Source organism: Streptomyces sp. NPDC057950 (assembly GCF_042887295.1).
Taxonomy (GTDB): Bacteria; Actinomycetota; Actinomycetes; order Streptomycetales; family Streptomycetaceae; genus Streptomyces; species Streptomyces kaempferi.
The window spans coordinates 48450-68940 of sequence record NZ_JBHVPP010000016.1 but is presented as its reverse complement, the minus strand read 5'-3'; the positions used below and the strand labels follow the sequence as shown (position 1 = coordinate 68940).

General features: G+C 70.9%; 15 protein-coding genes. 6 read left to right on the top strand and 9 right to left on the bottom strand.

Annotated elements, in window-relative coordinates; genetic code table 11:
* Positions 1 to 130: 130 nt before the first annotated feature.
* The 3 genes from ACFVTC_RS25515 to ACFVTC_RS25505 all read right to left on the bottom strand — a co-directional run bounded on the left by ACFVTC_RS25515 (position 131) and on the right by ACFVTC_RS25505 (position 3561).
* Positions 131 to 1042, bottom strand: a complete 912-nt coding sequence (locus tag ACFVTC_RS25515) for a serine hydrolase (protein WP_390130660.1) — start codon at positions 1040 to 1042, stop codon at positions 131 to 133.
* A 314-nt stretch (positions 1043 to 1356) separates the two neighbouring features.
* Positions 1357 to 2502 carry a PP2C family protein-serine/threonine phosphatase gene (locus ACFVTC_RS25510; RefSeq protein WP_390130658.1) on the bottom strand — a complete coding sequence of 382 codons (1146 nt, stop codon included), beginning with the start codon at positions 2500 to 2502 and terminating at the stop codon, positions 1357 to 1359.
* An 816-nt stretch (positions 2503 to 3318) separates the two neighbouring features.
* Positions 3319 to 3561 (bottom strand): DUF5302 domain-containing protein, encoded by a 243-nt coding sequence (locus tag ACFVTC_RS25505; protein ID WP_390130656.1) that lies wholly within the window; start codon positions 3559 to 3561, stop codon positions 3319 to 3321.
* Between the two features lie 189 nt (positions 3562 to 3750).
* On the opposite strand from ACFVTC_RS25505, the gene ACFVTC_RS25500 reads away from it, so the two are divergent.
* Entirely contained in the window at positions 3751 to 4248 is a 498-nt protein-coding gene (locus tag ACFVTC_RS25500; protein WP_390130654.1) for a peptidylprolyl isomerase, read from the top strand.
* A 382-nt stretch (positions 4249 to 4630) separates the two neighbouring features.
* On the opposite strand, the gene ACFVTC_RS25495 is transcribed toward ACFVTC_RS25500, so the two are convergent.
* Entirely contained in the window at positions 4631 to 4891 is a 261-nt protein-coding gene (locus tag ACFVTC_RS25495; RefSeq protein WP_390130652.1) for a hypothetical protein, read from the bottom strand.
* 295 nt (positions 4892 to 5186) lie between these two features.
* Here ACFVTC_RS25495 and ACFVTC_RS25490 point away from each other — a divergent pair, with 295 nt between their 5' ends.
* The gene (locus tag ACFVTC_RS25490) at positions 5187 to 8393 is read left to right on the top strand and encodes an alpha-L-rhamnosidase (protein WP_390130650.1); all 3207 of its coding nucleotides are present in this window, start codon (positions 5187 to 5189) and stop codon (positions 8391 to 8393) included.
* Positions 8394 to 8726: 333 nt separating this feature from the next.
* Complete coding sequence (locus ACFVTC_RS25485) at positions 8727 to 9167, top strand: hypothetical protein (RefSeq protein ID WP_390130648.1); 441 nt, start codon at positions 8727 to 8729, stop codon at positions 9165 to 9167.
* A 19-nt stretch (positions 9168 to 9186) separates the two neighbouring features.
* Here ACFVTC_RS25485 and ACFVTC_RS25480 read toward each other — a convergent pair whose 3' ends face one another.
* Positions 9187 to 9609, bottom strand: a complete 423-nt coding sequence (locus ACFVTC_RS25480) for a CAP domain-containing protein (RefSeq protein WP_390130888.1) — start codon at positions 9607 to 9609, stop codon at positions 9187 to 9189.
* Between the two features lie 645 nt (positions 9610 to 10254).
* Positions 10255 to 10830 carry a TerD family protein gene (locus tag ACFVTC_RS25475; protein ID WP_390130646.1) on the bottom strand — a complete coding sequence of 192 codons (576 nt, stop codon included), beginning with the start codon at positions 10828 to 10830 and terminating at the stop codon, positions 10255 to 10257.
* Between the two features lie 332 nt (positions 10831 to 11162).
* Between ACFVTC_RS25475 and ACFVTC_RS25470 the strand changes: the two genes are divergently transcribed.
* On the top strand, positions 11163 to 12470 hold the full coding sequence (locus tag ACFVTC_RS25470) for an LCP family protein (protein WP_390130645.1): 1308 nt from the start codon (positions 11163 to 11165) through the stop codon (positions 12468 to 12470).
* A gap of 106 nt (positions 12471 to 12576) precedes the next feature.
* Here the strand turns inward: ACFVTC_RS25470 and ACFVTC_RS25465 are convergent, their stop codons facing one another.
* From ACFVTC_RS25465 to ACFVTC_RS25455, 3 genes are all read right to left on the bottom strand, one after another.
* The gene (locus ACFVTC_RS25465; RefSeq protein WP_390130643.1) at positions 12577 to 14964 is read right to left on the bottom strand and encodes an ATP-binding cassette domain-containing protein; all 2388 of its coding nucleotides are present in this window, start codon (positions 14962 to 14964) and stop codon (positions 12577 to 12579) included.
* Between the two features lie 506 nt (positions 14965 to 15470).
* Positions 15471 to 15728, bottom strand: coding sequence for a hypothetical protein (locus tag ACFVTC_RS25460; RefSeq protein ID WP_390130641.1), 258 nt, complete (start codon positions 15726 to 15728; stop codon positions 15471 to 15473).
* Positions 15715 to 16029 carry a DUF6400 family protein gene (locus ACFVTC_RS25455; RefSeq protein ID WP_390130639.1) on the bottom strand — a complete coding sequence of 105 codons (315 nt, stop codon included), beginning with the start codon at positions 16027 to 16029 and terminating at the stop codon, positions 15715 to 15717. Before ACFVTC_RS25455 ends, ACFVTC_RS25460 begins: the two co-directional genes overlap by 14 nt.
* Positions 16030 to 16501: 472 nt before the next feature.
* Here ACFVTC_RS25455 and ACFVTC_RS25450 point away from each other — a divergent pair, with 472 nt between their 5' ends.
* Together ACFVTC_RS25450 and scpA are read left to right on the top strand one after the other, a co-directional pair.
* A complete protein-coding gene (locus ACFVTC_RS25450; protein ID WP_390130637.1) occupies positions 16502 to 18316 on the top strand; it encodes a methylmalonyl-CoA mutase family protein in 1815 nt (604 codons plus the stop codon).
* Positions 18316 to 20487 (top strand): methylmalonyl-CoA mutase, encoded by a 2172-nt coding sequence (gene scpA, locus ACFVTC_RS25445; RefSeq protein WP_390130636.1) that lies wholly within the window; start codon positions 18316 to 18318, stop codon positions 20485 to 20487. The genes ACFVTC_RS25450 and scpA overlap by 1 nt, the downstream gene beginning before the upstream one ends.
* The last annotated feature ends 4 nt before the right edge of the window (positions 20488 to 20491 follow it).

Below are 20491 nucleotides of genomic sequence, written 5' to 3'. Positions count from 1 at the left end.
CACGCCCGCGGGGGGGGGGGGGGGGGGCGGGTTCCCGGGGCCCCCCCCCGGGGGGGGGGGGGGGCCCCGGGGTGGCCGGCCCCGGTCCCACCACGTCATGGCCGGCCGCGCGCCCCGCCGCCGGCGCGGGTCACTGCCCGGATGCCGAGGTGAGGGCTGCCCGAGCGGCTCCCTCCACCAGCGCGACACCGTTCTCCATCGAGGTGCTGCCGTCCGAGAGGACCGCGACGAGGTAGCGGTGTCCGTCCACCACGATCCGTCCCACGCTGTTCACGTCCCAGAGTCCGGACGTACTCCGCTGCAGCCAGCCGTTCTTGAGAGCCCACCCGGAGCCCGCGGCCGCCGAGACCCCCCACGCCTGCTCGCTCGCGACGTCGGCCATCAGGGTCCGGACATAGGTCCGGGACTCCTGGTTCAGCCCGCCGGTGCCCGCGTCCGACGTCCCGCCCGTACCGAACACCGCGCGCAGCAGGCGGATCTGGTCACTCGCCGTCGTCCGGGTCAGCCCCCAGCGAGTACCGGATCCGCCCCTGGTCTCGGTCAGGCCCAGCCGCTTGTTCGCCGCCTCCAGACCTGGCGCCCGGCCGATCTCGCGCCACAGCGCGTTCGCCGCCGCGTTGTCGCTGCGCCGGATCATCGGTTCGGCGTGCGCACGTTCCTTCGCGGTGAGATGGCGTCCCGCGTCCTGCGCCCGCAGCAGCAGTGTCGCGAGGATGTCGACCTTGATGATGCTCGCGGTGTCGTACGTGACGTCGTCGCCGTACACCGTGGGCTCCCGGCCCGGGCCGTCGAGGTCGAGCACCGCCGCCGTCACACGTGTCCTGTCGCGGGGTTCGGCGGCCGGCGGCCGGGTGTCGGCTCCGGACCGTTCGGTGGTCCTGTCGACGGCCGCGGCCGCGCTCGCGGGTGCCGCGTGCGCCGTGCCGCCCGCGAGGAGCGCCGTCGTCAGCGCCAGGAGTGCACCGGCACCGGCGAAGGCTCGCCTGCCTCGGTGTCTCGCCGGGATCTCCACGTGCTGCGGGGGGCGCGGTCGGTTCGGCATGTTCAAGCGAGCCTCGACAAGTGGTGTGGAAGGGTCACTGAGGAGCGAACATAAACAAATCGCGCGCACCTCGGGGTGACCGGGGTCACGACGGGCCTCTTCCCGGCCGGAATGTGAAAAGAGCCATAGGCGGCGCCCTCGCCCCGGGCGATCATCAGGATCGAGTTCCCCGCCCGGGGTCCTGGGCGTCCGGCGCCCATGTGCGGACCCTCGTGACCCGCTCACGCCGCCTCGCCCTGGCGCCTGTGGAAGGCGTCTCCGCTCCCGTCCCCCTCAGCCCCGAGGAGTGACGCCTACCGTGCTCGGGCCGACACCTACCGAGCTCGCGCCGACGCCTGACGCGCTCGCGCCGACGGCGCCCGCTCCCCCGTGCGGCGGATGGCGATGAGGGCGGCGTCGTCGCCGAAGCGTCCGCCGGCGTGGTCGAGCAGATCGCGCTGCACAAGCTGGAGCAGGGCCTCCGGCGGTTGACCGACCCACTCGGCGACGCGGTCCGCGAGCGGATAGAAGACCCCGTCGCGGTCACGGGCTTCGACGACACCGTCGGTGAACAGGAGCAGTGTGTCGTCCACGGTGAAGGGCAGCACGGCTACCGTGACCTCGCCGGGATCGGTGAGACCGACGCCGAGCGGAGGCGCGGGGGCCAGATCCGGGGCGCTCACCGCGCGGCCCGACCGCAGCAGCAGCGGCGCGAGATGGCCACAGCTGACCATCCGGACGACGGGGTCGTCGTCCGGGATCTCCAGCAGCAGCGCCGTGACGAATCGTTCCCCCGCCTCGTCCGTGGGTTCGAAGTCGTCGAGGTATCTGCTGAGGCTCCGCTCCAGGGAGCCTGCCAGCGCGGGCAGCCCGGCGTTCTGGTGCACGGCCTCGCGGAACGCGCCGAGCAGGAAGGCCGCCTCACCGATGGCGGGCAGGCCCTTGCCGCGCACGTCGCCGATCACGACACGGGTGCCTTGCGGGCTGCGGGCGGCCGCGTAGAGGTCACCGCCGATCTCGGCCTCCTCTTCGGCGGCCAGATAGACGCAGGAGAGCCGCAGGGTGCCGAGCCGACTCGGCAGCGGCCAGAGCAGTACCCGTTGTGCCGCCTCGGCCACCGACCGTACCCGGGCGAGCTCACGGCTGTGCCGGTCGCGGACCACGGACAGGATGACGATCAGCGCGGAGAGCGCCGCCAGCGCGAACAGTTGCACGAGCACGTTCCGTGACAGCAGCAGGCCCGAGCGCCACCCGATGAACGCCTGAGCCGCCATCGCCGCGGCCCCGACGCTGCCCGTGACCAGGGGGCCCTCGCCCCACGCGGTGATGGCGGGCGCGATGACCAGCAGGGGACCGAGCACGATGTCGGAGGGGGCGACGATGTCGGCCACCGTGATGAGGACGATGAGCGCCACCGGAATCAGCAACAGCACACGGCTTGTCCGGCCCGCCTGCGCAAAGCCCCGATTCCACGCCGTCATGTTTTCCACAGTGCACCGCGGCGGGCGGGGTCGCGAACCCGCGGATCATTCGAGGCCGACGATGTCTTCCTGACTTCTTACCTGGCGTGACCCGACGGTCGCCCGGTACGACCGTCGGCAGTCGTCGCCGCGCGCTCCGCACCAGGAACGCGGCTCACACCCGACGCGGTCGGCTCGGGTCCTGTCCATCCGAGTCTGAAGGTAAGAGTCCGGTGAGGGACGCCGCCGAAAGCGCGCCCGGTCCCCCACAGGCCGACCCCTGGTTCACCACTTCGGTCGGGCGCAGTGGATCACCTGTCCGGGCCGTTCCGGCCACTCCCCACGCGGACGGCCCCGGACCACGACGAGCGCGATCTCCGCGTCCGGGAACGGCGACGGGAGCGTACGCATGCGCGTCGGCACGGTGTCAGCGTCGGCGTCCCGCGACGGCATCCCGCGACGGCGTCAACCCCTTGCTCCCTCAGGTGTGTTGCAAGGGCCGTCGCTGAGGGAACGGGACCGGCCGGACAGTTGCCGCGCGACAGGGCGCACCGTGGGCCGCAAAATCCGACCGGCGTACGGCGCGCCACCGGCCGTGCTGCCACGACACGACCGCGCCGCCCGCCGAACGGCACGTACGGCGCGCCCCGCTCCAGCCCCGTCGGAGCACCCTTCCCGGATGGCCCGCGCCCGTCGGGGGGGCGGCGGGCCATCGACGTACGTTTTCGCATGGGCGGGCCGTGTCGTCACTGTGCCGACGCACCCACGTACGACCGGTTCCCGATCCGACTCTCAGGGCAGGCGCGCCTACGCAAGGTGCGCGCGTCGCTGTCCGGCTCAGCCGCCGCTCTTGCGGCGGAACGACCGCTGGCTCGACGCCGGTCCGTGTGCTCCGCGGACCTTCGACGCGTCCGGCTTGCCGTTGCCGCCGGTCCCGTCCGTCTGCATCCCGCGCTTGCGCGCCAGCGCCTCGCGGAACTTGCGCTTCAGGTCGTACTGACCGTCTTCGTCGGGCGTCAGGGCGGGGCTCTCGGCCTCGGTGGGCTCCGAACCTTCTTGTGGCTGTGACTCGGCAGTCATGCTGACCTCCTGGGTTCGGGCGCTTGAAGGTACAGCTTGTCATGCCGCCACCGCACGGACCGCCGCCACCGATACCGGACCCCGGCCGGCCGAGCGCGCGCCCGCCCTCCGGGGTGGCACGCCGGGTCCCAGCGCGTCACCCGGGGAGGTGTGTGCCATCGCGGAACGAAGAGATGTGAGGATGTCTTCATGAGCGACAACGTCTACTTCGACATCACCATCAACGACGAGCCCGCGGGCCGTATCGTCTTCAAGCTGTTCGACGAAGTGGTCCCCAAGACCGCGAGGAACTTCCGCGAGCTGGCCACGGGCGAGCACGGCTTCGGCTACGAGGGTTCGGGCTTCCACCGGGTCATCCCGGACTTCATGCTGCAGGGCGGCGACTTCACCCGGGGCGACGGCACGGGCGGCAAGAGCATCTACGGCGAGAAGTTCGCCGACGAGAACTTCCAGCTCAAGCACACCAAGCCGGGTCAGCTGTCGATGGCGAACGCGGGTGCGAACACCAACGGCTCGCAGTTCTTCATCACCACCATCGTGACCGACTGGCTGGACAACAAGCACGTCGTCTTCGGCGAGGTCGTCGAGGGCATGGACATCGTCAAGCAGGTCGAGGCTCTCGGCTCCCGCAACGGTTCCACCAAGGCGAAGATCACCATCGCGAAGTCCGGCATCGTCGGCGCCTGACAACCACCGTTCGTCGTCTCCCCCGAGCCAGGGCCCGGACAGTCCGTCCGTCACACGCAGGCGCCGGGCTCGGGGGGCGACCGCACACCCCGGGACGCCCCGGCCCGGCAAGGCACCAGGGCACAGTGCGCGAGCCGCAGGAGGGGACTTCCGTCCGGCACCGTCACGGTGAGCGGGCGGTGGCGCCGGACGTGCTCCGGCCGGCCCGACGGCATGGCGCGTACCGACGACGGTTGAAAGAGTCCCGACGCCCCCGCGAGAACACCCACGGCGGACACGCGCGCGTCTCCCGCTCCAACCGCTCGCGCGGTCAGCCGACTTCGCCGGCGCGAACGAGGACGACGTCCGCACCCGGAAAACCCGCGGGCGCGGACGGCGGGTTTCAGGGCTCGACGGGATGACCGCCGTCGCCGTCGACGACGATACGGTCCTCGCCCGGCTCCTCGGCACGTTCGACCATCGTGACGTCCACCTGCCCGTCTCCTGTCGTGTCGAACTGGTAGAGGTCGGCCTTGCCGTCTCCCGTGGTGTCGGTCATCCACACGTCGGGCTTCCCGTCACCATTGGTGTCGGCACTGAGGACGACATGGTGTTCGTCCCCCCGGGTTTCGATCGCTTCCGCCTGAACTTCGCCGTTGTTCATAGCGGCCGGTTGCCCGCCCCGTCGCATCCGAAACAGCCCGCGCCGCACCGCGGACCGCCGGACACGGCGACACCGACGACGAAGGCACCCGCGCCGCTCGCGCCCGGGTCTCAGGGATTGAAACCGTTCAATCGGCCGTCCCGGGAGCACCTGAGCAACCACCGAAAGCGCGTTCCGTCGTGAGGGACCGTCAAGTAAGTCCCTGCACACTCATTGACCCCCACCCCGTGCGCCCCTACGTTCACCTAAGTCCACCGATGTGAATCGATTCATCATTCCTAGGTGAGGGGCCGTAGTGATCAGTAGGAGGAACATCCTGGCGAGCGCGGCGGCCACGGTGGGTGCCGTGGCCGTCGGAGCCGGACCAGCCGGGACCGCAGCGTCCGCATCCGCTCCGGCGGGAGCCCGGCACGGCGCCCCGCGCGTGACGGTGCCGACCGTCGAGTACGTTCAGCACCCCTTGGGCATCGACGCGCAACACCCCCGGCTGAGCTGGCCGGTGGCCTCGGACGAGCCGGGCACGCGCCAGAGCGCGTATCAGATCCGCGTCGCCTCCAGCGCCTCGGGCCTGTCGCACCCGGACGTCTGGGACAGCGGGAAGGTCACCTCCGGCGATTCCGTCCTCGTCCCCTACGCGGGCCCCGGGCTGGAGCCGCGCACACGCTACTTCTGGACCGTTCGGGTGTGGGGCGCCGACGGTCGGGCCTCCGGCTGGAGCGAGCCGTCGTGGTGGGAGACAGGTCTCATGGACGCGGCGCAGTGGTCGGCGGAATGGATCTCCGCGCCCCCGGCCCTCACCGACGCGCCGTCCCTCGAAGGCAGCGCCTGGATCTGGTTCCCGGAGGGCGATCCGGCCAACAGCGCCCCGGCCGCGACCCGTTGGTTCCGTCGCACCGTCGCTCTTCCGGCCGGGATCATCGCGGCGACACTGGCCATCACCGCGGACAATGTCTACACCGTCTCGGTGAACGGCGCCGAGGTGGCCCGCACCGACCTCGCGACGGACAACGAGGGCTGGCGCCGTCCGGCCGTCGTCGACGTCCTCGCCCAGGTGCGTTCCGGTGAGAACGTCCTCGCGATCTCGGCGACCAACGCGAGCGAGGGACCCGCGGGTCTGGTGGCCGTCCTCACTCTCCGGACCGCGTCCGGCGAGCAGCGGATCCTGACCGACGCCTCCTGGAGATCGACGGACCAGGAACCCTCCGGCACCTGGCGCGAAGCCGGTTTCGACGACAGCGCGTGGCCCGCGGCGAAGGAGGCCGCCGCGTGGGGAGCCGGGCCGTGGGGCAGGGTCGTCCCCGCGTCGTACGCCGCCAACCAGCTGCGGCACGAGTTCAGGCTGCCCCGCAAGAAGGTCTCCCGCGCGCGCCTGTACGCCACGGCTCTGGGCCTGTACGAGGCCCACCTCAACGGCCGCCGCGTGGGCCGCGACCATCTCGCTCCGGGCTGGACCGACTACCGCGAGCGCGTCCAGTACCAGACGTACGACGTCACCACGCTGCTGCGGTCGGGCGGCAACGCCCTCGGTGTGTACGTGGCGCCGGGCTGGTACGCGGGCAACGTCGGCATGTTCGGGCCCCACCAGTACGGTGAACGTCCCTCGCTGCTGGCCCAGTTGGAGGTCGAGTACGCGGACGGGACGAGCGAGCGGATCACCTCGGGGCCGGACTGGCGGGCCACCTCGGGGCCGATCGTCGCCGCCGACCTGCTGGGCGGTGAGACGTACGACGCGCGCAAGGAGACCGCCGGCTGGACCTCTGCCGGCTTCGACGACCGGACGTGGCTCGCCGTCCGCGGCGCGGGCGACGCCGCTCCCGCCCGGATCGTCGCGCAGGTGGACGGCCCGGTCCGGGTGGCCGAGGAACTCGCGGTCAAGAAGGTGACCGAACCCGAGCCGGGCGTCTTCGTCCTCGACCTGGGCCAGAACATGGTCGGCTCCGTGCGGCTGCGGGTCTCCGGCAAGGCGGGAACGACCGTACGTCTGCGGCACGCCGAGGTCCTCAACCCCGACGGCACCCTCTACACCGCGAACCTGCGTACGGCCGCGGCGACCGACTCGTACACCCTCAAGGGCGGCGGCGAGGAGACGTACGAGCCGCGCTTCACCTTCCACGGATTCCGCTACGTCGAGCTGACCGGATTCCCCGGGACTCCCTCGGCGAAGGCCGTGACCGGCCGCGTCATGCACACGTCCGCGCCCTTCACCTTCGAGTTCGAGACGAACGTCCCGATGCTCAACCAGCTGCACAGCAACATCACCTGGGGTCAGCGCGGCAACTTCCTCTCCGTGCCGACGGACACACCCGCGCGCGACGAACGGCTGGGCTGGACCGGCGACATCAACGTCTTCGCGCCGACCGCGGCCTACACGATGGAGTCGGCCCGCTTCCTCAGCAAGTGGCTCGTCGACCTGCGCGACGGGCAGACGGCGGACGGCGCGTTCACGGACGTGGCACCCATGGTCGGCACGGTCGGCAACGGCGTCGCGGGCTGGGGCGACGCGGGCGTCACGGTTCCCTGGTCCCTGTACCAGGCGTACGGGGACCGTCAGGTGCTCGAGGATGCCTGGCCGTCCGTCCGGTCCTGGCTGAAGTACCTGGAGAAGAACAGTGACAACCTCTTGCGGCCGGCCAGTGGATACGGCGACTGGCTGAACGTCGACGACGAGACACCGAAGGACGTCATCGCCACCGCGTACTTCGCCCACAGTGCCGACCTCGCGTCCCGGATCGCCCGGGAGATCGACGAGGACGCCGCCCCCTGGCTCGATCTCTTCGGTCGGACAAAGGAGGCGTTCCGGAAGGCCTACGTCACCGACGACGGCAGGGTGAAGGGTGACACGCAGACGGCGTATGTCCTCGCCCTGTCGATGAACCTGCTGCCGGACGCGCTGAGAAAGGCCGCGGCCGACCGTCTCGTCGCCCTGATCGAGGCCAAGGACTGGCATCTGTCGACGGGCTTCCTCGGTACGCCCCGGCTGCTTCCCGTCCTCACCGACACGGGGCACACCGACGTCGCCTACCGGCTGCTGCAGCAGCGCTCCTTCCCCAGTTGGGGCTACCAGATCGACAAGGGATCCACCACGATGTGGGAACGCTGGGACTCCATCAAGCCCGACGGGACCTTCCAGACACCGGACATGAACTCCTTCAACCACTACGCCTACGGGTCGGTCGGCGAGTGGATGTACACGAACATCGCCGGCATCGCGGCGGGCCGCCCCGGGTACCGCGAGATCGTCGTACGGCCCCGGCCGGGCGGCGGCGTCACCTCCGCCCGCGCCACGTTCACCTCGGTCTACGGCCCGGTCTCCACACAGTGGCGCACGCGGTCCGGCCACTTCGCCCTGACCTGCGGCGTGCCTCCCAACACGACCGCGGAGGTGTGGATCCCCGCTGCCGACCGGCGGGCGGTCACCCACGACCATGGCACCTTCCTGCGTGAGGAGGACGGCTGCGCGGTGTACCGGGTCGGCTCCGGCACCCACCGCTTCAGCGCGTGACGCGCGGGGCCCGGCCGCGCCCTCGGGACAAGCCGGGCCCCGGCCCTCACCGCCCGGCTCGCGCGACGGCGGAGTGAAGCGGTACGGGGGGCTCCGGATCGTCAGGATCCGGGGCCCTCCCCTCTGTGCGTGATCCGGGGCCCTCCCCGCTGCGCGGCCGCCCTTCCGCGCCCTCCTGGAGGGTGCCCGCGCGAGCACACCGAACCGGCTCCCCGGGGTGCTCGGAGGTCGAGTAGCCGTCCCCCGCACACGCAAATAGCCTGGTACCAGGCGATCCGACCGGTCACGACGCCGGGCGCCGCCTGGGGGATGCCTTCTCGTGAGGAGTCCAACGTGAAGTCCACGCTCCGCTCTCACACCGCCCGCGCGCTCGCCGCGGGTGCCCTGTCCGCCGCCCTGCTGTCGGCCGGCACAGCCGGCGCGTTCGCCGCCGCCGGACAGACCGCCGTCTCGAACCCCCTTCTCACCAGGGCCGACACCACGAAGGCCGCACCGTCCGACAAGGACTCGATCACCATCAAGGCCGACAAGACACAGGTGAAGGCCCGCGAGTCGGTCACGTTCACCGGACGCTCAAAGGGCCTGAAGATCCACACCAAGGTGACGCTCCAGCACAAGAAGGACGGCAAGTGGAACTCGCTGAAGGCGAGCACCACGATCAAGAACGGCAGCGGCTACACCCTGAAAGCCAAACTCAACACCAAGGGCAAGGAACAGCTGCGCGTCATGGCGGACAAGACCGTCTCACCAACCGTCACCGTCACCGTGAAGTAGCCCGGCCCGGTCACGCCGTTCACGCGGCAGACCTGGGACCCGGGACGCCGGTGCCGCGAGGAGCCGGCCGACGGGCCGTTCCGAAGTCCTGCGTCCAGTAGCTGCCGGGCTGTGCGAGGCCGACGCCGATCTCCCTGAACTCGCACGTCAGGATGTTGTGTCTGTGGCCGGGGCTGGACATCCAGGCCGCCATGACCGCGGCGGGGGTGAAGTATCCGTACGCGACGTTCTCGCCGTACGCACTCCAGTCGTAGCCGGCACGCGCGATCCGCCGGCCCGGACCGGAACCGTCGGATCCCCGGTGCGACATGTTCCGGTGGCGTGCCATGTCCGCACTGTGGCGACGAGCGGCCTTCGAGAGTCTCGTGTTCAGGGTCACCGGCGGGCAACCCGCCCTGTCGCGCGCCCTGTTGACCAGGGCCACGACATGAGCCACGGCCATGGACGTGGGGGCCGCCGCGTGTGGGGCGCTCACGGGTACGGCACCCCCGGGCCCCGGCCCCCGCGGATACGCCATAGCGGCGGGGGTTATCGCCGGCGCGCCCAGCACGATCGCGACGACGGCCGCCGTCCCGCGGCGCGTCTTCCTGCCGTGCTTCCTCAAACGAACCTCGCTGGATGGCCGCGGAACACTCCGGTGGGGACGTGATGGTCGCGACCACGGTGAATGGGGGCGACGAGCATCACCCCTACCCGCCCCGGTGGCGCACGACGACACCCGCATCGGGTGCGCGGGGGCGCGGTCCCGGCTCGCGGGAGCGTGACGCCGGTCTGTCCGTCCTCAGGACGCCCTGTACGGGCGACGGGAGTCGTGATCCGGTACGGCCGGCCAACCGGGCGCGAGCACACACTTGTTGAGGGCTGACGGCGTCCGGGCGACTTCTACGGTGATGTCGCTTCACACCGAGGAGGACGCGTGATCACCGCGCGCCCGGCAGCGTGGGACGGAGCGCGGTCGCGGCGAAGCCCGCCCCCTCCGCCGGGCGGAGGCACGGCACACGGGACGAGCGACCCCCTCGGAAGCTCGCCGGGGGCGGGGGTGTGGACCACCTCACGGTCCCGACCCCCGGCCCCGGCACGACACTCGTCAGACGTTGACGCCGAAGTCGGCGGCTATCCCGGCCAGGCCGGAGGCGTACCCCTGGCCCACCGCGCGGAACTTCCACTCCGTGCCGTTGCGGTACAGCTCCCCGAAGACCATCGCGGTCTCCGTCGAAGCGTCCTCGGACAGGTCGTAGCGGGCGAGTTCGGTGCCGCCGGACTGGTTGACCACCCGGATGAAGGCGTTACGGATCTGTCCGAAGCTCTGCCCGCGAGACTCGGCGTCGTGGATCGACACGGGGAAGACGATCCTGTCGACGTCGGCGGGTACGGCGGCGAGGTTCACCTTGACGCTCTCGTCGTCGCCCTCGCCCTCACCGGTCAGGTTGTCGCCGGTGTGCTCGACGGAACCGTCCGGGCTCTTCAGGTTGTTGTAGAAGACGAAGTGCTGGTCCGAGACGACCTTGCCCGACGCGTTCAACAGGAGCGCGGAGGCGTCCAGGTCGAAGTCGGCGCCGGTGGTGGTCCGCACGTCCCAGCCCAGCCCCACCAGCACCGCGGTCAGACCCGGCGCCTCCTTGCTCAGCGAGACGTTGCCGCCCTTGCCCAGGGAAACACCCATGGCCGATCCCTCCACATAGTCGGTCGGTTCGGGTCCGCCGAACGAACCCCGTCAGAATCTACAACAATGTAGAAATCGCAGCGGGGGCGGCGCACATCACCGGCGACGGCGGTGCGGCCCTCGGGAGACCCGAGGTGGCGGTGGGGTGTTGAACGCCGTACCGGCCGGGAGCGTAACTCCCTCGACAACTGCGTAGAGTTCGAGGCTCACATGGCCGGACGGTCGTGAACAGCGTGGCTGCGGAGCGGGCGATCGGGCCGGAGGTGGTCGGGGTGGGGCAGCGGGGCGTACAGCGATCGGGGGGGCCACGCAAGGGGCGACGCCGAACACTGTTGTGGACGACGGGAGTTCTGTCGGCGATACTCCTCGCCGTCGCCGGTGTCGGTGCCTGGGTCTACCAGGATCTCAACGACAACATCCAGGCGGCGGATCTCGACAACAAGCTCGGTGAGGGCCGGCCCGCCAACCTCAGTCCGGGCTCCAAGAACATCCTGCTCGTCGGTTCGGACACCCGCGCGGGGGGCAACGCCAAGTACGGCAAGGGGCTGACGACCATGCAGTCGGACACCCTGATGGTGCTGCACATCGCCGCCAGCCGGAAATGGGCCACCGCCGTGTCCTTCCCCCGCGACTCCTGGGTCCGGATCCCGGCCTGCGACAAGGGCGACGGCAGCACGTCGAGCGTCCACCGCTTCAAGATCAACGAAGCGTTCGCGATCGGCGGGAGCAACGGGAAGGTCGCCGACGCCGCCGCCTGCACCATCAAGACGGTCGAGCGGAACACCGGACTGCGCATCGACCACTTCATGTCCATCGACTTCCAGGGCTTCAAGGGCATGGTCAACGCGCTGGACGGTATCGAGGTCTGCCCCGAGGAGGCCATCCACGACACCAAGGCCCGTCTCGACCTGAAGGCCGGCTGCCAGACCGTCAAGGACGAGAAGGCCCTCGGCTACGTACGCGCCCGCTACAGCGTCGGCGACGGCTCCGACCTCGGACGCATCGGCCGTCAGCAGGAGTTCATGCAGGCCCTCGCCGAGAAGGCGCAGTCGAAACTCACCAGTCCCGGTTCCCTGTACGGCTTCCTGCAGTCGGCGACCAAGTCACTCACCACGGACGGGGACCTGGCCGGCATCAAGCCTCTCTACGGCCTGGCCTCCCAGGTCAAGGGCATCCCCAGCGACCGCCTCACCTTCCTGACCGTGCCGAACTACCCCCGCGAGGCCGACGCGCCCACCGACCGGGCCAACGTCGTCTGGCAATACCCGCAGGCGGCCGACCTGTTCACCGCACTGGCCAAGGACCATGAAGTCCGTAAGAAGCAACTTCAGGCGGACACGAAGGACTTGGTGTACGCGTCGTCCGTACGCGTCCAGGTCCTCAACGGAACGGGTGTCGGTGGGCGAGCCGCGGCCGTCGCGGAGCAGCTCCGTGAGGTGGGTTTCACCGTCGTCGCCACCGGCAACGCGCCCTCTCCCGTCCGCACGACGACGGTCAGCCACCCGCGAGGACTCGACCGGCAGGCCGCCGTGCTCGTCTCCCGGCTCCCCGGGGTCTCCGCGGAGCGGGACAGCACGGCGACGGGCGGCACGGTGACGCTGGTGGTCGGCCCGGACTTCAAGCTCGACGCCGTCCGATAGCGGCCCGAGCGGTGTGGGACGCGCCGGGTCAGCCGCGCGGGACGAGCCGTCTCGGAGGAGACAGCTCGTCCTACGGGGCCGGTCGGTCGCGCGTCCGGGACCTCGGTCAGCTGCCGACGTAGGCCGCGAGGTGCTCGCCCGTGACGGTGGAACGGGCGGCGATGAGATCGGCGGGGGTGCCCTCGAAGACGATGAGGCCGCCGTCGTGACCGGCGCCGGGACCGAGGTCGATGATCCAGTCGGCATGCGCCATGACCGCCTGGTGGTGCTCGACGACGATGACCGACTTGCCGGAGTCGACGAGTCGGTCGAGCAGACCGAGCAGTTGCTCGACGTCGGCGAGGTGAAGGCCGGCGGTCGGCTCGTCAAGGACGTACACACCGCCTTTGTCGGCCATGTGCGTGGCCAGTTTGAGCCGCTGCCGTTCGCCGCCGGACAGGGTGGTGAGGGGCTGGCCGAGGCTGAGATAGCCGAGCCCGACGTCGGCGAGGCGGCCGAGGACGCGGTGCGCGGCCGGCGTGCTCGCCTCGCCGGAGCCGAAGAACTCCTGTGCCTCGGTCACCGACATCGCGAGGACCTCGCTGATGTCGCGGCCACCGAGGTGGTACTCCAGCACCGACATGTCGAACCGCTTGCCCTCGCACTCCTCGCAGGTGGAGGTGACACCGGCCATCATCGCCAGGTCGGTGTAGATGACGCCCGCCCCGTTGCAGGTGGGGCAGGCGCCCTCGGAGTTGGCGCTGAACAGGGCCGGCTTCACGCCGTTGGCCTTGGCGAACGCCTTGCGGATGGGGTCGAGCAGTCCGGTGTACGTCGCCGGGTTGCTGCGTCGCGAGCCGCGGATCGCGCTCTGGTCGACCGACACCACGCCTTCGCCGGCGGGGATCGATCCGTGCACGAGGGAGCTCTTGCCGGAGCCCGCGACGCCCGTGACGACGGTGAGCACCCCGAGCGGGATGTCGACGTCGACGTCCCGCAGATTGTGCGTCCTCGCGCCGCGGATCTCCAGCGTCCCGGTGGGCTCGCGCACCGTCTCCTTGACCGAGGCCCGGTCGTCGAAATGGCGGCCGGTGATGGTGCCGCCCGACCGCAGGCCCTCGACGGTGCCTTCGAAGCAGAGCGTGCCGCCCGCCGTACCCGCGCCGGGGCCGAGGTCGACGACGTGGTCCGCGATCGCGATCACCTCCGGCTTGTGCTCCACGACGAGCACCGTGTTGCCCTTGTCCCGCAGGCGCAGCAGGAGGCCGTTCATGCGCTGGATGTCATGGGGATGCAGGCCCGTGGTGGGCTCGTCGAAGACGTACGTGACGTCGGTGAGCGAGGAGCCGAGGTGGCGGATCATCTTGACGCGCTGTGCCTCGCCGCCCGACAGGGTGCCCGAGGGCCGTTCCAGCGAGAGGTAGCCGAGGCCGATCTCGGCGAACGAGTCGAGGGTGTGCCCCAGCGCCGCCAGCAGCGGCGCGACGGACGGTTCGTCCAGACCTCGTACCCACTCCGCCAGGTCGCTGATCTGCATCGCGCAGGCGTCGGCGATGCCGATCCCGGCGATCTTCGACGAGCGGGCCGCCTCGCTGAGCCGGGTGCCGTCGCAGTCGGGGCAGACGGTGAACGTCATCGCGCGCTCCACGAACGCGCGGACGTGCGGCTGGAGCGCGTCGACGTCCTTGGAGAGCATCGACTTCTGGATCTTCGGGATCAGTCCCTCGTACGTCAGGTTGATCCCGTCGACCTTGATCTTGGTCGGTTCCTTGTGGAGGAGGTCGTGGAGCTCCTTCTTGGTGTACTTGCGGATCGGCTTGGCGGGGTCGAAGAAGCCGCTGCCCTTGAAGATGCGGCCGTACCAGCCGTCCATGCTGTAGCCGGGGATCGTGAGGGCGCCCTCGTCGAGCGACTTGCCGTCGTCGTAGAGCTGGGAAAGGTCGATGTCGGTGACCGTGCCCCGGCCCTCGCAGCGTGGGCACATGCCGCCGAGCCGGTTGAAGGTCGCCTTCACCGCCTTCTTCGCACCCCGCTCCACGGTGATCGCGCCGCTCGCCCGGACCGAGGGCACGTTGAAGGCGAAGGCGCCCGGCGAGCCGATGTGGGGCTGCCCGAGCCGACTGAAGAGGATGCGCAGCATCGCGTTGGCGTCGGTGGCGGTGCCGACCGTGGAGCGTGGGTCGGCGCCCATGCGCTGCTGGTCCACGATGATCGCGGTGGTCAGACCTTCGAGTACGTCGACCTCGGGCCGCGCCAGCGTGGGCATGAAGCCCTGCACGAAGGAGCTGTAGGTCTCGTTGATCAGGCGCTGCGACTCGGCCGCGATCGTGCCGAACACCAGAGAGCTCTTGCCCGAGCCGGAGATCCCGGTGAACACGGTCAGGCGCCGCTTGGGGATCTCGACGCTCACGTCCTTGAGGTTGTTCACGCGCGCGCCGAGCACGCGGATCAGGTCGTGGCTGTCGGCACCGTGCGGCGCAGGCGGCTGCGTGCCCGTCCTCGTGACCTTGCTCATCGTGTCTCCATCTGTTGCGCGGGGCCGCGCTCACGGTCCCGGTCGGCGTCGCCCGGCTCGATCTAACCACCTTCGACCGCTGCGTCCGGTTCGCTTCCGCTCCGGCCCGTGGGCACCGGATCCCGGCCGCGCGGGGTGCCCCCGGGGCCTCCGGGCCGCCCTCGGCCTCCGCGTCGTGCCGGAGGAAGCCCGCGCGAAGGATGGCGTCCAGGACCGTCACGCTAGCCGTGGCTCGCCGGTCCGGGCTTCTCGATTCCTGATCGATCCGGTCACCGGGGCGGACGGCCCCGAGGGACAGGACCGGGCCAGGACCGGGCCAGGACCGGGTGCCTCGCCGTCCCGGGGCCGCGTGTCCTCAGCGGCCGGCGGGTGCGCGGCAGGGTGCGCGACGGGTGAGGAGACGCGACGGCCGGGCGGCCGCGCCGGCGCGGGGGAAGGACACGCTGTCCGGCGGGTGCCCGTCCGGACCGTGCGGGAGGCCGACCGGCGAGCCCGGGGCCCGTCGGTCAGCCCCGCGGGCTGCCACCGCCGATGCGGTTCCACAGGGACCGCGTGGCGCCGAAACCGCTCTCGTGCACCCAGACATGCGTGCACGACGGGCACTGGAGGTGCAGCAGGCTGCCGGTGTTGGTCAGCAGGTAGCGCCAGTGCTCGGAGCACGTGCGCCGCTGCTCGCACGGCTCGCACCCGCGGCTGTCGTCGCAGTTCGGACAGGCCACCCAGGCGCGGCGCCCGCGGTCCGCCTGCGGGTCAAGCGGCAGCATGGCCGTCGCCTCGCCGGGGCAGCACACCGGCGGCGACGAGTTCGTCATGGACCCGTCGCTGCTCCTCGTCGAGACCGGAGTAGAGGAGGTCGTACGCCGCCTCCTCGCCGCGCAGCGCCTCCACCGGGCTCCAGTCGGCGCCGAGCGCGTCCAGGACGTGGGCCTGCCGGAGCACCTCCTGCGAGGTGAGGTCCACGGCGAAGTCCACCAGCTCGGGGTTCTGGGATCGTCCGGCTTCGGGCGTGGGCCGGCCGGCGGACTCGTCCGGGTCGTGCGGAAGTGAGGGGTCATGTGAAGCCATACCACAAAACTTAGGATTGCCTTCCTTCCTACGGCAAGAGGGGGTGGGGGATGTCACAGCAGGTCAGCGACGCCGCCGGCACTCCTCGTCACCCACGGCGACGGTCCCCCGCCGAGCAGCGCGACGGCCGGAACGGCGGCGGTCGCCCCGGCTCCCTCGTGGTGCGGCCGCGGCCAGGCCGCTCGACGCACCGTCACCCGGTGTCGTCGCGGCCCGGCACCCCCGCTGACCAGCCGTCAGAACGCCGCGGTGCTCGCCTTCTTCTCCTCCCGGGGCCGGACACGGACCGCGCTCCGACGGGCGGGCCGCGCGGTACCCGGCGTCCTCCAGGCCCTGCGGCACCCGGCATTGTCCGACGCGGACGTGCTCTCGTGATAGAGAACCGGCCGAACGACCAAAAGATATGAGAAGAGTGCTAGGTCACAGCCGCGCCCTCTGCTGCCCGTTTGTAGGTCTGCCCTAGCATCCGAGCATGACGGTCCTGCCTGACGACGAGTTTTCGCTGGCCGCCGAGTTTCCTGACGCGACTCATGAGCAGTGGCAGCGCCTCGTCGAAGGCGTACTGCGCAAGTCGGGGAAGGAAGTCTCGGGCTCAGCGGCCGAAGACGCCCTGTCCACCACGGTGGAGGACGGGCTCACGACCCGCCCCCTGTACACCGCGCTCGACTCCGCGCCCGATCCCGGCTTCCCCGGCTTCGCGCCCTTCGTACGCGGAGGCCGTGCCGAGGGGAACACCACCGGCGGCTGGGACGTACGGCAGCGGCACGCGGCGGTCACGGACGGCGCGGTGCTCGCGGATCTCGAGAACGGCGTCACCTCGCTCTGGCTGCTCGTCGGCGAGAACGGCATTCCGGTGTCGTCGCTCCCGCGCGTGCTGGACGGCGTCTACCTCGACCTGGCGCCGGTGGTCCTGGACGCGGGACACGAAACCGGGTCCGCGGCACAGGAGTTGCTGGCGCTGTACGAGAAGCGCGGCGTGGCGGCAGCGGACGTGCGCGGCAATCTCGGCGCCGACCCCTTGGGTCATGAGGCCCGTACGGGGAAGGCGGCCGGCTTCGCGCCGGTGACGGAACTCGCGCGGCGCTGCGCCGCGGAGTACCCGGGACTGCGGGCGCTCACCGTGGACGCGCTGCCGTACCACGGGGCCGGCGGCTCCGCCGCGCAGGAACTGGGCTGCTCACTCGCCACCGGCGTCGCCTATCTGCGGGAGCTCACCGCGGCGGGGGTACCCGTCGAACTCGCCTCCGGCCAGTTGGAGTTCCGCTACGCGGCCACCGCCGACCAGTTCCTGACCATCGCCAAGCTGCGGGCCGCACGCAGGCTCTGGGCGCGGGTCGCCGAGGTCTGCGGGGCCCCCGGCGCACAGCTCCAGCACGCCGTGACCTCTCCGGTGATGATGTCGCGCCGCGACCCGTGGGTGAACATGCTGCGCACGACGGTGGCCACGCTGGCCGCCGGAGTCGGCGGCGCCGACGCGGTCACCGTGCTCCCCTTCGACGACGCGCTCGGTGTGCCGGACGCGTTCGCGCGGCGCATCGCCCGCAACACCTCGACGATCCTGGTCGAGGAGTCGCATCTGGCCCGGGTGATCGACCCGGCGGGCGGTTCCTGGTACGTGGAGCGGCTCACCGACGAACTCGCCCACGCGGGCTGGGAGTTCTTCCAGCAGATCGAGCGGTCGGGCGGCCAGGCGGCCGCGCTGCGCTCCGGCCGGGTCGGCGAGGACCTGGCGAAGACCTGGGCCGCGCGCAGCGCGAAGCTCGCCAAGCGGCGCGAACCCATCACCGGCGTCAGCGAGTTCCCGCACCTCGCGGAGCGTCTCGTGGAGCGCGCCCCCGCGCCCGAGCCGCCGTCCGGCGGTCTCCCCCGCGTACGGCGCGACGAGGCGTACGAGACGCTGCGCGCCCGTTCCGACGCCCATCTCGCGGCCACCGGCGCCCGGCCGCGGATCTTCCTGGCCACCCTGGGCCCCGCCGCCGCCCATACCGCTCGGGCGACCTTCGCCTCGAACCTCTTCCAGGCGGGCGGCATCGAGCCGGTCACCGGGGAGCCCACCGCCGAGGCGTTCCGCGCCGGCGGTGCCACCGAGGTCTGCCTGTGTTCCAGCGACACGCTGTACGAGGAGCAGGCCGAAGCGGCGGTCGAGGTGCTCAGGTCCGCGGGCGCACGGCATGTGTTCCTCGCCGGGCGCCCCGGGCAGTACACCGATGTCGACGCGTACGTGTTCGCGGGCTGCGACGCCGTGGACGTCCTCTCCACCACCCTCGACCGCATGGGAGTGTCCTGATGGGAATCCCCGACTTCTCCGGGATCGAACTGGGGACGCCCACCGCCGAGGGCGGCGCCGACGAGTGGCGCGCCGCCGTCAAGGGGGCGTCCGGAGGCGACGATCTGCTCTGGGAGACGCCCGAGGCCATCGCGGTCAAGCCCTTGTACACCGGCCGTGACCTGGAGGGCCTGGACTTCCTGGGCACCTACCCGGGCATCGCGCCGTATCTGCGCGGCCCGTACCCGACGATGTACGTCAACCAGCCCTGGACGATCCGCCAGTACGCCGGCTTCTCCACCGCCGAGGAGTCCAACGCCTTCTACCGGCGCAATCTGGCGGCCGGTCAGAAGGGTCTGTCCGTCGCCTTCGACCTGCCGACCCACCGCGGCTACGACAGCGACCATCCCCGGGTGACCGGTGACGTCGGCATGGCGGGCGTCGCCATCGACTCGATCTACGACATGCGACAGCTCTTCGACGGCATCCCGCTGGACAGGATGACGGTGTCGATGACCATGAACGGCGCGGTGCTGCCCGTGCTCGCGCTGTACATCGTGGCCGCCGAGGAACAGGGCGTACCGCCCGAGAAGCTGGCCGGGACCATCCAGAACGACATCCTCAAGGAGTTCATGGTCCGCAACACCTACATCTATCCGCCGAAGCCGTCGATGCGGATCATCTCCGACATCTTCGCCTTCACCTCCCAGCGGATGCCGCGGTACAACTCCATCTCCATCTCCGGGTATCACATCCAGGAGGCGGGCGCGACGGCCGACCTGGAGCTGGCCTACACCCTCGCGGACGGCGTGGAGTACCTGCGGGCCGGGCAGGAGGCCGGGCTGGACGTGGACGCGTTCGCTCCCCGGCTCTCGTTCTTCTGGGCGATCGGCATGAACTTCTTCATGGAGATCGCCAAGATGCGCGCCGCCCGGCTGCTGTGGGCGAGGCTGGTCGGGCAGTTCGACCCGAAGAACGCCAAGTCCCTCTCCCTGCGCACGCATTCACAGACCTCGGGCTGGTCGCTGACCGCGCAGGACGTGTTCAACAACGTGACGCGTACGTGTGTGGAGGCGATGGCCGCCACCCAGGGCCACACGCAGTCGCTGCACACCAACGCCCTCGACGAGGCGCTCGCCCTGCCCACCGACTTCTCGGCGCGGATCGCCCGCAACACCCAGCTGCTGATCCAGCAGGAGTCGGGTACCACGCGGGTGATCGACCCGTGGGGCGGCAGCGCGTACGTGGAGAAGCTGACGTACGACCTGGCACGCCGGGCCTGGCAGCACATCCAGGAGGTCGAGGCGGCGGGCGGCATGGCGCAGGCCATCGACGCGGGCATCCCGAAGCTTCGTGTGGAGGAGGCCGCGGCCCGCACCCAGGCCCGGATCGACTCGGGCCGTCAGCCGGTCATCGGCGTCAACAAGTACCGGGTCGACACCGACGAGCAGATCGATGTCCTCAAGGTCGACAACTCGTCCGTACGGACCCAGCAGATCGAGAAGCTGCGGCGACTGCGCGCGGAGCGCGACGAGTCCGCGTGCCAGGAGTCGCTGCGCGCGCTGACGGCGGCCGCGGCGGGCACCGGCAACCTGCTGGAGCTGGCGGTGAACGCGGCCCGCGCCAAGGCCACCGTCGGTGAGATCTCCGACGCCCTGGAGAAGGTGTACGGGCGGCACGCGAGCCAGATCCGTACGATCTCGGGTGTGTACCGCAACGAAGCAGGCGAGTCGCCGTCCGTCGAGCGCACCCGCACCCGGGTGGACGCCTTCGAGGAGTCCGAGGGCCGCCGGCCGCGCATCCTGGTGGCCAAGATGGGCCAGGACGGCCATGACCGCGGGCAGAAGGTCATCGCCACCGCCTTCGCCGACCTCGGCTTCGACGTGGACGTCGGCCCGCTGTTCCAGACCCCGGCCGAGGTGGCACGGCAGGCCGTCGAGGCGGACGTGCACATCGTCGGGGTGTCCTCGCTGGCCGCCGGGCACCTCACCCTGGTCCCGGCGCTGCGCGAGCAACTGGCCGAGGAGGGACGCGAGGACATCATGATCGTGGTGGGTGGGGTGATCCCTCCGCAGGACGTGCCGACCCTGCTGGAGATGGGCGCGGCGGCCGTCTTCCCGCCGGGAACGGTGATCCCGGACGCGGCGTACGACCTGGTGGAACGGCTGGCCACCGGTCTCGGACACGGCTGAGGCC